Below are 13,311 nucleotides of genomic sequence, written 5' to 3' on the forward strand. Positions count from 1 at the left end.
GAGCAGCACGCCCTCAGATGACGGCGAGCCCACCGTTGAGGAGCCCGCCGGCGAAGAGTCAGCGGGTGCGGAGCCTGGCACTCGGCCATCGACCGTCAGCCCCGAACGCACACCCACAGTGCCCCCGGCGGGTGGTGATCGCTCTACCGACGAGGACGGGTGCTCGACCGTTGCGCCCTCCGCAAGAGATGACGCCGCCCCTGCCGCCTTCCCTGCCGGGTCCTCTGCCGCCGCAGGTGCGGGCGCTGACGGGCAGGAGCCTGCCACCGGCCGCGCAGCCACCGGCAGCTCGCCCACGGACGGTCCGGCTGCCGCCTGGCCGCACGTCGACCCAAGCGAAAGCGACGAGCGCGGCGACCTGCGCGACGGCGATGACATCCAGCAGGAGCACGCCAACGGCCCCGACGACCCCGACGCCAACCCCGGCGCTGGAGAAGAGGGGATCGAGCGAGGACTGGGCCCTGACGCTCCGTCGGGTGCGGAACACGGCGACGGTGCCTGGCCGGGAGATGAAGCCTGGGCGGGTGCGGGAGCCGACGCTCCGCCGGGCACGGACCCCGACGCTCCGCCGGGCGGAGAACATGGCGGTGGTGCCTGGCCGGGAGATGAGCCCTGGCTGGGAGGTGACGCCTGGCTGGGAGGTGGCGGCTGGGCGGGGATGGGAGCCGACGCTTCGCCAGGTGTGGAAGACGGCGGTCCGCCGTGGGCGGGCGGCAGCGCCGGTGCTCGGTCGGGGGTGGGGGTGAATGGTCCGCCGGGGGTGTGGTTGCGGGGGTTGCCGGGGCTGATCCTGGCGACCGGGCATCTGCTGCCCGTCTCCAGCGTGCACCGGCTGGCTCGCACCAGCACTCTGGTGAGGATCGTCATGAACGCCGCAGGGCAGGTGCTGGACATGGGCCGCAAGGTCCGCCTGGCCACCCCCGCACAGCGCCGGGCGATCTTCGCCCGGTACGCCACCTGCTGGGTCGACGGCTGCCCGCTGCCCGCCACCCTGTGCCAGATCGACCACGCCGACGACTGGTGCAGCGGCGGGCTGACCGACTTGAAGCTGCTCGGGCCGGCGTGCCAGTTCCACAACCGCGACCGTTACCGCCACCCCACCCGCTACACCCGCCGCAACATCGGCGACGACCGGTGGGCCTTCACCTACCGCAACCCCCGAACCACCCGACTGCGGGTATAGAGGCGGGCGTGTGGGAACCGGGCGGGCCGGTCAGGGGGCGGGCCGGTCAGGGGGCGAGGCGGGCGGAGGCGACGGGGATGCCGTCCCCGTTGCTGTAGAGCGACTCGACCGGGGCGAAGGTGACCGCCCCACTCCGCCCACCGCCACGCGGCCTGAGCCCTCGCGCGTCCGAGGGCCCTCGCGTCCGGGCCTGCGCCTGATGGCTCGGACTCAGCGCAGCTTGACGGTGGAGGCGGCGGCAGGTTCGGGCAGGCCGCCCGGCCGGGCGCGCCGAGTCGGCGGCGGGCCGGGCGGCCTCAGGTGTCAGGCCGGTGCTGTCACTCGGGAACCGAGGCGACGCCGGGCTCCAGGAAGCGGGAGCCGGTGACCTCCTCGGAGATGCCCGTACGGTCCAGGTACGGCGTGATCCCGCCGGTGTGGAACGGCCATCCGGCGCCGAGGAGCATGCACAGGTCGATGTCCTGCGGCGCGGCGACCACGCCCTCGTCGAGCATCAGCCTGATCTCCTGGGCGAGGGCCCGCAGGGCGCGCAGCCGCACGTCGTCCGTGGTCGAGGGGGAGGCGGTCGAGGGGGACGTGCCGCCCTCGAACAGCGCCCGCACCTCCGGGTCGATCTGGAAGTCGGGGCCGTAGAGGCCCGGCTTGCCCGCGGCGACCAGCTTGGCGAGGTTCTCCGACACGCCGAAGCGGTCCGGGAACGCCGTGTGCATGGTCTCGGCGACGTGCAGCGCGACGGCCGGGCCGACGAGCTGGAGCAGCGCGAACGGCGTCATCGGCAGGCCGAGCGAGTCGAGCGCGTGGTCGGCGACCTCCAGCGGGGTGCCCTCGTCGGCCGCCGCAGTGACCTCGCCCATGAAACGGGTCAGCAGCCGGTTGACGACGAACGCGGGCCCGTCCTTGACCAGCACACACGACTTCTTCAGCGCCTTGCCGACCGCGAAGGCCGTCGCGAGCGTCGCGTCGTCGGTGGCGTCGCCCCGGACGATCTCCAGCAGCGGCAGCACGGCGACCGGGTTGAAGAAGTGGAAGCCGACCACCCGTTCGGGATGGCGCAGATTCGCCGCCATAGCGGTGACGGACAGCGAGGAGGTGTTGGTCGCGAGCACGCAGGTCTCCGAGACGACCTCCTCCACCTCGGCGAACACCTTCTGCTTCACGGCGAGGTCCTCGAACACCGCCTCGATGACGAAGTCGGCGTCGGCGAAGGCGTCCTTCGTCAGCGACCCGGTCACCAGGCCCTTGAGCCGGTTGGCCTGGTCGGCGGAGACCCGGCCCTTGGCCTGCAGCCTGTCCACCTCGCCGTGGACGTACCCGATGCCCTTGTCGAGGCGGGCCTGGTCGAGGTCGGTCAGCACGACCGGGACCTCCAGGCGGCGGGCGAACAGCAGCGCGAGCTGCGAGGCCATCAGCCCGGCGCCGACCACGCCGACCTTGGTGACCGGGCGGGCGAGCGCCTTGCCGGGCGCGCCGGCCGGGCGCTTGGCCCGCCGCTGCACCAGGTCGAAGGCGTACAGCCCGGCGCGCAGTTCGTCGCTCATGAGCAGGTCGGCGAGGGCCTCGTCCTCGGCGGCGAACCCCTCGTCGCGCGACGCCGTACGGGCCAGGGCGACCAGGTCGAGCGCCCGGTACGGCGCGGGGGAGGCGCCCCGCAGCTTGAGATCGACGAGGGTCCTCGCCTGGTCGACCACCGGCGCCCAGTCCTCCGCCGTGTGGTCGGGGCGCTCCACGGCCACCTCGCCGCGCAGCACCTGGGCCGCCCATCGCAGCGACTCCTCCAGGAAGTCGGCGGGCTCGAACATCGCGTCGGCGATCCCGAGGGCGTACGCGTCGGGGCCCTTGATCATGCGGTTCTGCGACAGCGGGTTCTCGATGATCAGCTTGAGGGCCTTCTCCGGGCCGATCAGCCGGGGGAGGAGCTGGGTGCCGCCCCATCCGGGCACCAGGCCGAGGAAGCACTCGGGAAGCGCGATCGCCGGAACCCCCGACGACACGGTGCGATAGGCGCAGTGCAGGGCGATCTCCAGCCCGCCGCCCATCGCCGCGCCGTTGACGAACGCGAACGACGGCACGCCCAGCTCGCCCAGGCGGCGGAACACGTGGTGGCCGAGCGCCCCGATCGCGACGGCCTCCTCCCGGGAGGACACCTCCGCCGCGCCCTTGAGGTCGGCGCCGACCGCGAAGATGAACGGCTTGCCCACGACGCCGACCGCCGCGACGTCGGTGCGCGCGGTGATCGCGTCGAGCGCGGCGTCCAGCGCGAGCAGTCCGTGCGGGCCGAAGGTGTTCGGCTTGGTGTGGTCGTGCCCGTTGTCGAGGGTGACCAGCGCCATCGTGCCCGCGCCGTACGGAAGCTCGACGTCGCGCACGAGCGCCTTGGTCACGACCTCGTCGGCGTTCCTGCCCTCCAGGAGGGCCTTCCAGGTCTCGATCGTGCTCATGCGAGGTTCTCCCAGATGACCGTGCCGCCCATGCCCATGCCGACGCACATCGTGGTGATCCCGTACCGGACGTCGGGACGCTCGGCGAACTCGCGCGAGAGCTGGATCATCAGCCGCACGCCCGACGACGCGAGCGGGTGGCCGAACGCGATCGCGCCGCCGTACGGGTTGACCCGCGGGTCGTCGTCGGCGATGCCGAAGTGCTCCAGGAAGGCCAGCACCTGCACGGCGAACGCCTCGTTGATCTCGAACAGGCCGATGTCGCCGATGGACAGCCCGGCCAGGCGCAGGGCGCGCTCGGTGGAGGGGATCGGCCCGACGCCCATCACCTCGGGGTCGACGCCGGCGAAGGCGTACGACACGAGGCGCATGCGCGGGGTCAGGCCCAGCTCCTCGGCCACCTCCTGGGCGGCCACGATGCAGCCGGTCGCCCCGTCGTTGAGGCCGGAGGAGTTGCCCGCGGTGACCCTTCCGTGCGAGCGGAAGGGCGTCTTCAGGCCGCGGATGCCCTCCAGCGTGGTGCCGGGGCGGGGTCCCTCGTCCACGGTGGCGAGCCCCCAGCCCTCGGCGGCCTTGCGGGTGGCGACCGGCACCAGGTCGCGCTGGATCCTGCCGTCGGCGTACGCCTTGGCGACCTTCTCCTGGGAGGCGACGGCGAAGGCGTCGGCGCGCTCCTTGCCGATCGACGGATAGCGGTCGTGCAGGTTCTCCGCGGTCATGCCCATGACCAGCGCCGATCCGTCGACCAGCCGCTCGGACAGGAACCGGGGGTTGGGGTCGACGCCCTCGCCCATGGGGTGGCGGCCCATGTGCTCGACGCCGCCCGCGATGGCCACGTCGTACGCGCCGAAGGAGATGCCGCCCGCGACCGAGGTCACGGCGGTCATGGCGCCGGCGCACATGCGGTCGACGGCGTAGCCGGGGACCGACTTCGGCAGCCCGGCGAGCACCGCCGCGGACCTGCCGATGGTCAGGCCCTGGTCGCCGATCTGGGTGGTGGCCGCGATGGCGACCTCGTCCACCCGCTCCGGGGGGAGGCCGGGGTTGCGCCGCATCAGCTCGCGGATGACGCGGACTACCAGGTCGTCGGCACGCGTCTCGGCGTACAGGCCCTTCGGGCCCGCCTTGCCGAAAGGCGTCCGAACGCCGTCGACGAAGACGACTTCACGGGACGCAGGCACGGGTTCGCTCCTACTTGTCGGTAGCTGCCGGAGTCCCATGCTACTGGTCGGTAACCCGTTCCGGGAGCGGTGGGCCCACCACGCCAGTGAGAGATCGTTAACCAGGGAGAAACTGTCAGGAATCAGTACATGTGGTCAACAGCGGTCTCATTCGGGATGTAAGACTCACAAACCCCAAGAATCCCTCATGTAACCCTCGTGATCGGCTTTCTTGGGGCGTTGCACTCGAAAAGGGATCCAATGCACTCCCCTGTGCGCGCCTGGACCAAGGCGCTCGCCGCGGCCGTCACGACCGCGACCCTGTCCACCTCCCTCCTCGCGGGATCCGCGCACGCCGCGCCGCCCAGCCCGATCGGCTCGATCGGGGATGACGGCGCCTGGACCGTCGAACCCGTCGGCGGCGGCCACCGGGTCACCCTTCGCCTGAACACGCCGCTGCCGGTCCGCGACGCCGTCCCCGAACTCGCGGCGGACGGCCGGTCGCTCGGCCCGGCCGAGGAGTCGCCCGACGGCATGACCCTGACCGTCGTCACCCCCGACCCCTCCGTCGCCGCGGCGTCCTCCGTCGAGGTGGCCTGGAACGGCGAGGTGCCCGAGGCCACCGCCACGGCCGCTGACACGGCCGCTGACAGGGCCGCCGGCAGGGCCGCCCCCTCACCCGCCAAGCCCCACGGCCCGCAGGTCCCCGCACCGGTCGACCCGGCCGCGCCCGGCCCGTACGCCGTGACCCACGACGAGTACGACCTCGGCGACACCGCCATCACGCTGGAGGGCCTCGGCGGCCGCCCGGCCGAGATCCGGGCGAAGGTCTACCTCCCCGAAGGCGCCCGCGGCAGGCGCCCGCTGGTCGTCTTCCTGCACGGCCGCCACTCGGCCTGCTACAACCCCACGGCCTGGACGACTTCCAACACCCAGTGGCCCTGCCCGGCGGGGCAGCGGCCCATCGCCAGCCACCAGGGGTACGACGGCCCGGCCGACGTGCTCGCCAGTCAGGGCTACGTCGTGGTGTCGGTCAGCGCCAACGGCGTCAACGCCGCAGACAACCCCTACAGCGAGGACCGGGGCGCGCTGGCCCGGGGCGAGGTCGTCATGCGGCACCTCGACCTGCTCGCCGACGCGGACAGGGGCGTGGGCGAGGCGAAGCTGGTGAGTCTCTTCGAGGGCCGCCTCGACATGGGCGACGTCGGCCTGATGGGCCACTCGCGCGGTGGCGAGGGCGTCGTCAAGGCCGCGCTGATGAACGCGGGCCGGGCGAAGCCGTACGGGATCAGGGCGGTGCTCCCGCTCGCGCCGACGGACTTCGCGCGTGCGACCCTGCCGGGCACGCCGATGGCCGTCATCCTGCCGTACTGCGACGGGGACGTCTCCAACCAGCAGGGCCAGCACTTCTACGACGACTCCCGGTACGCCGTGGACGCGGACCCGGCCTTCCGCTCCTCGCTGATGGTCATGGGCGCCGACCACAACTTCTTCAACACCGAGTGGACGCCGGGGGTGGCGCACGCGCCCGCGTCCGACGACTGGACGAACCGCAACGACCCGGTCTGCGCCGGCGCCGCGCCGTCGCGGCTGACCGCCGCCGAGCAGTACGCCGTCGGCACCGCGTACATCGCCGGGTTCTTCCGCCTGGTCCAGGGCGGCGAGCGGGGCCTGCTGCCGCTGTTCGACGGCAGCGGCGGCACGACCCCCTCCGCCGGGCGGGCCGTCGTCCACACCGTCGCACAGGCGCCCGCCGGGGACCGTCTCGACGTGGCCTCCTTCACGTCGCCGTCGCCGTCCACCCGGGTCTCCGGCGCGGCCACCGCGGTCGTCTGCGCCGGGATGCTCGACCGCTCGCCGCAGAGCGGCCTGCCGTCCTGCGCCACCGCGCTGACCACCTCGCAGGCGCCGTCCTGGACGCCCGCGACGTACGCGGGCAACGTCGCCTCGACGCCGGTGCTGCGGTTCTCCTGGAGCGACCCGACGGGCGCGGTGACCGTGCCCCTGGACAGGCCCGACCAGAACGTCTCCCGCTACGACGCGCTGACCTTCCGTGCGGCCCGGGACGAGAAGGCGACCGGCGACGTGGACCTCGCGGTCGAGGTCGTCGACAAGAAGGGCGCGTCGCGGACGGTCAGGGTGTCGGAGGTGAGCGACGCGCTCACGTCGTTCCCCGGCACGGCCTCGCCGCTGCCCAAGACCTGGCTGCGCACGGTCCGCGTCCCGCTGCGCACGCTCACCGGCGTCAAGCCGCAGCAGATCAGCGAGATCCGGATCTCGGGTGCGAGCCAGAAGGGCGCCGTCTACCTCGCCGACCTCGCGTTCACGACGATGGCCGCGGGTGAGGCCCGGACCGGCGGGCTGCCGCAGGTGTCGGTTGAGGGCGCCACGGTGGACGAGGGCGACGGGCCGGGCACGGCCACGATGACGGTGCGGCTGTCGGAGAGGAGCAAGGCGCCGGTGACGGTCCAGATCCAGACGATCGCGACCGGGGCCGCCCCGGTGGTCGCCTCGGCGGCGCAGGAGGTCGTCATCCCGGCCCGGTCCCTGGAGGCGTCCTTCCAGGTGCCGGTCGCCGGTGACACCGCTGTGGCGTCCGCGCCGCAGTCCTACCAGGTGGTCGCCTCGGTGCCGGTCAACGCGACGATCGGCGGCGGCTTCACCCGGCTCGTCGTGACCGACGACGACGGGAGCTGATCACGGGGAGGGGAGCTCCTGGACGTACCCTGGCCACTGCCGGCCGCGTACCTCCAGGAGCTCCCGCCTGCTCAGCCGGCGTCAGTGGTTCACGCGGGGTCAGGGACGGGCGTGCAGGGCTTCACGGGCGAGCCGGCCCTGGCCAGCCAGGCGCCGAGCGTCCAGGGCCGCTGCGCGTTCCGGTTGTCGCGGAACTCCAGGACGAGCGTCTCGCCCGGCCGGATGAACTCCGGACGGATTCTGATCTCGTGGACGTCGACCACCTGGGTCGCCTGGAACGAGCGCCACCGTTCCACACCCGTCCGCAGCGCGCCGGTGGGGCCCGGCGACCCGTAGGAGGGGTCCGTGCCCTCGAACCGAGGATCCGCGCACCTCGTGCGCGGCGCCAGGAACGACACGTCGGCCGTGACGCCGGCCGCCAGCAGATCGGCCCGCAGCCCCTCCGGGTCGCGCATCTCGTTGAGAACCACCGTGATCGTGCCGTCGGGGTTCTCGGTCACCGCGTACGCCGGGGTCCCGCCGCCGGCGATCAGCGGTGCCGCGACGGCCGCCGCCGCGACGCCGGCCGCGACCAGCAGCCGGGGGGCGGTGAGGACGCGCCGCCGGGTGCGCATCCCGTCCATGAGCCGCCGTCTCGCCCCGGCGAGGTCCTCGAAGGAGGCCACCGGGACGTCCTGCCACATGTCGTCGAGCGCCTTCATGGTCGTTCTCCTTCTCCCAATGACTGACGGATCTGCGCGCGGGCGCGGTTGAGCCGCGAGGCCACGGTGCCGGGCGGGATGGCGAGCGCGTCGGCCACCTCCTGGTAGGTGAGGCCGGCCCAGGCGACGAGCAGCAGCACGTCGCGGTCGGCCCGTTTGAGCCGTAGCAGGGCCCGCGCCAGCGGGCGGTTGACGGCCAGGGTGTTGACGCCGTCCTCCACCCGCGCGCCCGCTATCTCACCCGGGTGCACCCCGCTGCGCAGGTACGCGCGGTAGAGGCCCGTCTCGGCACGCCGGCGTCTGCCGATCATGTTCGAGGCGATGCCGTAGAGCCACGGCCGGGCGTCGGGGCGGCCCCGGTCGTAAGCGCCCCGGCTCTGGAAGGCGGCCAGAAAGGTGTCGGCGACGACGTCCTCCGCCTCGCCGGGACCCAGTCGCCTGGTCACGTAGCGGTGCAGGAGCGGCGCGTGCCGGTCGAACAGGACGGCGAAGATCTCCGGCTCGTGCAGCGATCTCCCGATGAGGGTCGCGTCATCCGCCGCGACGACTTCGCGGGTGGTTGTCATGCATCTCGGCCTTTCCTGGCGTATGCGGTCACCTGTACTTGCCGCGCCAGGCCGAAATGCTTCATTCCCGGGACGTACGCCGGTCGCCGGCGTCCCGGGTCACACCTCTCCCTTGATCTCCAGTCGTTCGAGCGCCTTGGTCAGCGGGTGGACGGTCAGGCCGATCTGCCACTCCCGGGCGCCCAGCGCGCGCAGCCGCGCGGCCACCGACTCCTCCGTGATCGGAGCGGGCGGCTCCCACGTGAGGCGGCGTACGGTGTCGGGCTGGAGCAGGTTCTCGGTCGGCATGCGGTGCTCGTCGGCCAGCGCGGCGACGACGGCCCGCGCCGCTGCGAGCCGCTTGGCCGCGGCCGGGTCGCGGTCGGCCCATCGGTTGGCCGGGGGAGGGCCGTCCCCGGGCCCCACGGGCTGCGGCAGCGCCGGCTCGGGCATCGTGCGGCCCCGGTTCACCGCGGCGAGCCAGTCGTTCAGGTGGCGCCGGGCGCTGCGGCCGACGAAGGGCGTGATCTCGGTGAGCGACTTGGTCGTCCGGGGCTGGTCGAGCGCGGCCTGCACGATCGCCGAGTCGGGCAGCACCCGGCCCGGCGCGAGGTCGGCCTCCCGCGCGATCTCGTCGCGCAGCGTCCACAGCTCCCGCACCACGGCGAGCCCGCGCAGCGAGCGGACCCGGTGGATGCCGGAGGTGCGCCGCCACGGATCGGTGCGCGGCGGATGGGCGGGGGCGGCGAGGATCGCGGCGAACTCCTCCAGCGCCCACTCCAGCTTGCCCGTCCCGGTCAGCTCGTCGTGCAGGAAGTCGCGCAGCTCGACCAGCACCTCCACGTCGAGCGCGGCGTACCGCAGCCAGTCCTCCGGCAGCGGGCGGGTCGACCAGTCCGCGGCCGAGTGCCCCTTCTCCAGCCGCAGCCCGAGGACCAGCTCGACCATGGTGCCGAGGCCCACCCGCTCGTAGCCGAGCAGCCGTCCGGCCAGCTCGGTGTCGAACAGCCGCCGCGGCCGGAAGCCGAGCTCCGCGAGGCAGGGCAGGTCCTGGTTCGCGGCGTGCAGGACGATCTCGGCCTCCCGCAGCGCCTCGTCCAGCGCCGACAGGTCGGGACAGGCGACGGGGTCGATCAACGCGCTGCCCGCGCCGGCCCGGCGCAGCTGCACCAGGTAGGCGCGGCCGCTGTAGCGGTAGCCGGAGGCGCGCTCGGCGTCGACGGCCACGGGTCCCGTGCCGCGCGCGAAGGCCTCCACGGCGGCCCTCAGCGCGGCGGGGTCCTCGATGACGGGCGGGATTCCCTCGCGCGGCTCCAACAGCGGCTGGATTACGGGTTCTGACACTGGCTACGGGACCTTCGGGTCATCTCTGCGGGCGGGACGCGGGTGCAGCGTCGCGACGTCGGGGGGCAACGGGGGGATGCCCGCCGCCAGGCACATCAGATCGCACCACGCGGCCGCGTGGGGCGACATGTCCTCGTCGAGCGGCGACCACGAGGCCCGCAGCTCGATCTCGGTGGTGACGGGGTCGTCCGCCTTGCTGCCGAACCCCTCCGAGACCGCCCGGGTGACCGTGCCGCCGACCGCGGCGTACCGCGCGCCGTGCGCGTCGAGCGCCTCGGTGAGCCAGCTCCAGGCCACCGGCCCGAGCAGCGGGTCCGTGGTCATCTCGGGCTCCACGTCGGCCCGTACGTAGGCGACCAGGCGGAACTGCCCCTCCCAGCCGCGCTGGCCGTCGGGGTCGAACAACAGGATCAGGCGGCCGACGGCGAGCTCGTCGTCGTCGCGGTAGACGGAGGCGCCGACGGCCCCGGAGTACGGCGCGAGCCGCTGGGGCGCCGGGATGTCCTCCAGCTCGATCTCCGGCCGGACCCCGGCGGGGCGCAGCGTCTCCAGCGCGCGCCGGAAGGCGGCGGGAGGCGCCGGCGGCTCACCGAGGGTCATGACGGAAGAGTAGGTCGGATTCGGGAGAGCGCGAAGCAGGGGGGTGGCTGTGGGGGACATGAGAGGTCGTCAAGCCGTCGCCGCCGCTCGCGTTCTCGGGCGCCCGCCTCCCCGGCGGCAGGCAGGTCGCTCGGCACTGTGATCGGCACCGTGATCAGTGCGGTGTTCGGGGGAACTCCACATCGAAGTCATCGCTCCGGGGCCTCTCGTCGGATCCACGGTCGTGGCGGTCGCTCGGGACTGATCCGACGTTGGCACGTCCCGCCGACATTTCCCCGCATCGCACTCGGCGTGTCTCGAAAGTGGTATTGGAATCGATGCCGGATGGCCGATTGACGAACACATTGCCGAGCTGTGAGGCGACTCACAGGAGGGGATGGGGTTCACCTTACGGGATCGGCGGAGTTTTTCGCGTCCTCCGGGAACTCCAGGTGGCGGGTCACGGCGCCGGGCGGCCCCCGGGCATGGCAGGCTGGTGCCGTGAAACCCCAGCTCGCCGAATCCGTCTTCGTCCGCGCCTGCCGGCGGGAGGCCGTCCCGCACACGCCCGTCTGGTACATGCGACAGGCCGGGCGTTCACTGCCCGAGTACCGGAGGGTGCGCGCGGGCGTCGAGATGCTCACCGCCTGCGCCACGCCCGACCTGGTGGTGGAGATCACCATGCAGCCGGTCCGCAGGTACGGCACCGACGCGGCGATCTTCTTCAGCGACATCGTGGTCCCGCTCAAGGCGATCGGCGTCGACCTGGACATCAAGCCAGGCGTCGGCCCGGTCGTCGAGACCCCCATCCGCGACAAGACGGGCATCGACACCCTGCGGCCGCTGGAGCCGGACGACGTGCCGTACGTCACGGAGGCCGTCGGCGCGCTCACCGGCGAGCTGGGCGGGACCCCGCTGATCGGCTTCGCCGGCGGGCCGTTCACGCTCGCGTCGTACCTCATCGAGGGCGGCCCGTCCAAGAACCACGACCGCACCAAGGCCATGATGTACGGCGAGCCCGAGCTGTGGCACTCCCTGATGGAGCGGCTCGGCGCGATCACGCTCGCCTTCCTGCGCGTGCAGGCCCTGGCCGGGGCGTCGGCCGTCCAGCTCTTCGACTCGTGGGTGGGCGCGGTCGCGCCGCAGGACTACCGCACGTACGTGCTGCCGCACACCAGCCGGATCTTCGCCGGGCTCGCGGACCTCGGGGTGCCGCGCATCCACTTCGGCGTCGGCACCGGCGAGCTGCTCGGCCTGATGGGCGAGGCCGGCGCCGACGTGGTGGGCGTCGACTGGCGGGTGCCGCTCGACGAGGCCGCGCTCCGGGTGGGCGCGGGCAAGGCGCTGCAGGGCAACCTCGACCCGGCGATCCTGCTGGCTCCGTGGGAGGTCGTCGAGAGCCGGGCCAGGGACGTGCTCGAACGCGGGCGGGTGGCCGAGGGGCACGTGTTCAACCTCGGCCACGGCGTGCTCCCCTCGACCGATCCCGACCAGCTCGCCCGGCTCACCGACCTCGTCCACGAGGCGTCGGCCCGCTGACCGCTGCTCCGGCCGGTCCTACTCGGGCTCGTCGCCGGGCGCCTGCCCGGGTCCGGGGGTGTACACCGGTGTCCGGACCGGCGGACGCGGCGCGGCGGGTGCGGGAGGCGCGGGCGGCCTGCGGCGGCGGACCCGGCGCGCGATCTCCCGGCCGGCCAGCCACAGCGCGGCGGCCACGGCGATCCAGGGCAGCAGCACGCCCACCACGGTCAGCGTCACCCCGGTCGCCGTGGACAGGGCGTTCCACCCGGCCCGGAGCCCGGCGAGGAAGCCCGGCGTGTCCTCCTGCTTCTTCGCGGGCGGGGAGGGGGAGGCGCCCGGCTGCGGGAACAGGGTGAGCGTCACCGTGCCCATGCCGGTCTGCCCCTCCAGGGCCTTCTGCCTGGCCTGCAGCGACTCCAGCTCGGACTCACGGCTGGAGATCTCCCGTTCGATCTCCATGATCTCGCCGATCTTGTCGGCCTTCGACAGCAGCGTGCGGAACTGGCCGAGCGCGGCCTCGGCCGACTTCACCCGGCTGGCGACGTCGGCGACCTCCTCGGTCACGTCCTCGGTGTTCTGCCGCATCGACTTGCGGACGCCGAGATCGCGGCCGAGCTGGGCCAGCACGCCGGCGTAGCGGTCCGGGGGCACCTTGAACACGATCACCCACTGGCCGCTGCCCGGGGAGTGCTCGTCGCCGGCGTAGAAGTCGCTGCGTTCCTGGGCGACGTATCCGCCCGCGCCGCTCACGATCTCCTTGGCGCGGTCGGCCGCCACCGTGACGTCCTTGGCCTCGACGATGAGCTCCGACGTGTAGACGATGGATCGGTCGGCCTGGCCGAGCTTGAGGTCGCCCTGCTTGCCGTTCCCGCCGGCCGCGGCCTTCGCGTCCTGCGCCGAGCCCGCCGCCGAGCCCCCCGCCGATCCCACTGCGGGGGCCTGCTCCTGGATGGCGGGCGCCGGTGCGGCGGCGTCGTTCGCCGCGCCGCTCGACGAGTCGCCGCCGCCGGAGCATCCCGTCAACAGAAAGGCGGCGGCCGCCAGGGCCGCCGCACCGTACCGGATTCGACTCATGCTAGGTACATCGGTTCACCCGCACGGACAGTTCGACGCCGGCGATCACGATGGCATCACGATGCATCT

General features: G+C 73.2%; 10 protein-coding genes. 3 read left to right on the forward strand and 7 right to left on the reverse strand.

Going from position 1 to position 13,311, the window contains the following annotated elements:
• Positions 1 to 766: 766 nt before the first annotated feature.
• Positions 767 to 1,183, forward strand: coding sequence for an HNH endonuclease signature motif containing protein (locus Mam01_RS11575; RefSeq protein WP_204285375.1), 417 nt, complete (start codon positions 767 to 769; stop codon positions 1,181 to 1,183).
• Positions 1,184 to 1,500: 317 nt separating this feature from the next.
• On the opposite strand, the gene Mam01_RS11580 is transcribed toward Mam01_RS11575, so the two are convergent.
• Positions 1,501 to 3,621, reverse strand: a complete 2,121-nt coding sequence (locus Mam01_RS11580; RefSeq protein WP_204285376.1) for a 3-hydroxyacyl-CoA dehydrogenase NAD-binding domain-containing protein — start codon at positions 3,619 to 3,621, stop codon at positions 1,501 to 1,503.
• Positions 3,618 to 4,802 carry a thiolase family protein gene (locus tag Mam01_RS11585; RefSeq protein WP_204285377.1) on the reverse strand — a complete coding sequence of 395 codons (1,185 nt, stop codon included), beginning with the start codon at positions 4,800 to 4,802 and terminating at the stop codon, positions 3,618 to 3,620. The genes Mam01_RS11580 and Mam01_RS11585 overlap by 4 nt, the downstream gene beginning before the upstream one ends.
• 240 nt (positions 4,803 to 5,042) lie before the next feature.
• Here Mam01_RS11585 and Mam01_RS11590 point away from each other — a divergent pair, with 240 nt between their 5' ends.
• The gene (locus tag Mam01_RS11590) at positions 5,043 to 7,478 is read left to right on the forward strand and encodes a hypothetical protein (protein ID WP_204285378.1); all 2,436 of its coding nucleotides are present in this window, start codon (positions 5,043 to 5,045) and stop codon (positions 7,476 to 7,478) included.
• 89 nt (positions 7,479 to 7,567) lie between these two features.
• Here the strand turns inward: Mam01_RS11590 and Mam01_RS11595 are convergent, their stop codons facing one another.
• The 4 genes from Mam01_RS11595 to Mam01_RS11610 form a co-directional block, all read right to left on the reverse strand.
• Positions 7,568 to 8,179 carry a hypothetical protein gene (locus Mam01_RS11595; RefSeq protein ID WP_204285379.1) on the reverse strand — a complete coding sequence of 204 codons (612 nt, stop codon included), beginning with the start codon at positions 8,177 to 8,179 and terminating at the stop codon, positions 7,568 to 7,570.
• Complete coding sequence (locus Mam01_RS11600; protein ID WP_204285380.1) at positions 8,176 to 8,745, reverse strand: RNA polymerase sigma factor; 570 nt, start codon at positions 8,743 to 8,745, stop codon at positions 8,176 to 8,178. Before Mam01_RS11600 ends, Mam01_RS11595 begins: the two co-directional genes overlap by 4 nt.
• A 99-nt stretch (positions 8,746 to 8,844) precedes the next feature.
• Complete coding sequence (locus tag Mam01_RS11605; protein ID WP_150931821.1) at positions 8,845 to 10,068, reverse strand: HRDC domain-containing protein; 1,224 nt, start codon at positions 10,066 to 10,068, stop codon at positions 8,845 to 8,847.
• A gap of 3 nt (positions 10,069 to 10,071) precedes the next feature.
• Positions 10,072 to 10,668 carry a DUF3000 domain-containing protein gene (locus tag Mam01_RS11610; protein WP_204285381.1) on the reverse strand — a complete coding sequence of 199 codons (597 nt, stop codon included), beginning with the start codon at positions 10,666 to 10,668 and terminating at the stop codon, positions 10,072 to 10,074.
• Positions 10,669 to 11,148: 480 nt separating this feature from the next.
• On the opposite strand from Mam01_RS11610, the gene hemE reads away from it, so the two are divergent.
• Positions 11,149 to 12,186: a uroporphyrinogen decarboxylase gene (hemE, locus tag Mam01_RS11615; protein ID WP_204285382.1), complete on the forward strand. Its 1,038-nt coding sequence runs from the start codon at positions 11,149 to 11,151 to the stop codon at positions 12,184 to 12,186.
• Between the two features lie 18 nt (positions 12,187 to 12,204).
• On the opposite strand, the gene Mam01_RS11620 is transcribed toward hemE, so the two are convergent.
• Positions 12,205 to 13,242, reverse strand: coding sequence for a DUF4349 domain-containing protein (locus Mam01_RS11620; RefSeq protein ID WP_204285383.1), 1,038 nt, complete (start codon positions 13,240 to 13,242; stop codon positions 12,205 to 12,207).
• Positions 13,243 to 13,311: the final 69 nt, after the last annotated feature.

Source organism: Microbispora amethystogenes, assembly GCF_016863015.1.
Taxonomy (GTDB): domain Bacteria; phylum Actinomycetota; class Actinomycetes; order Streptosporangiales; family Streptosporangiaceae; genus Microbispora; species Microbispora amethystogenes.

Coding starts and splice junctions, on each gene's coding strand:
- Mam01_RS11620 (WP_204285383.1), bottom strand. CDS start 13,242: ATGAGTCGAATCCGGTACGGTGCGGCGGCCCTGGCGGCCGCCGCCTTT.
- Mam01_RS11600 (WP_204285380.1), bottom strand. CDS start 8,745: ATGACAACCACCCGCGAAGTCGTCGCGGCGGATGACGCGACCCTCATC.
- Mam01_RS11610 (WP_204285381.1), bottom strand. CDS start 10,668: ATGACCCTCGGTGAGCCGCCGGCGCCTCCCGCCGCCTTCCGGCGCGCG.
- Mam01_RS11580 (WP_204285376.1), bottom strand. CDS start 3,621: ATGAGCACGATCGAGACCTGGAAGGCCCTCCTGGAGGGCAGGAACGCC.
- Mam01_RS11595 (WP_204285379.1), bottom strand. CDS start 8,179: ATGAAGGCGCTCGACGACATGTGGCAGGACGTCCCGGTGGCCTCCTTC.
- Mam01_RS11590 (WP_204285378.1), top strand. CDS start 5,043: ATGCACTCCCCTGTGCGCGCCTGGACCAAGGCGCTCGCCGCGGCCGTC.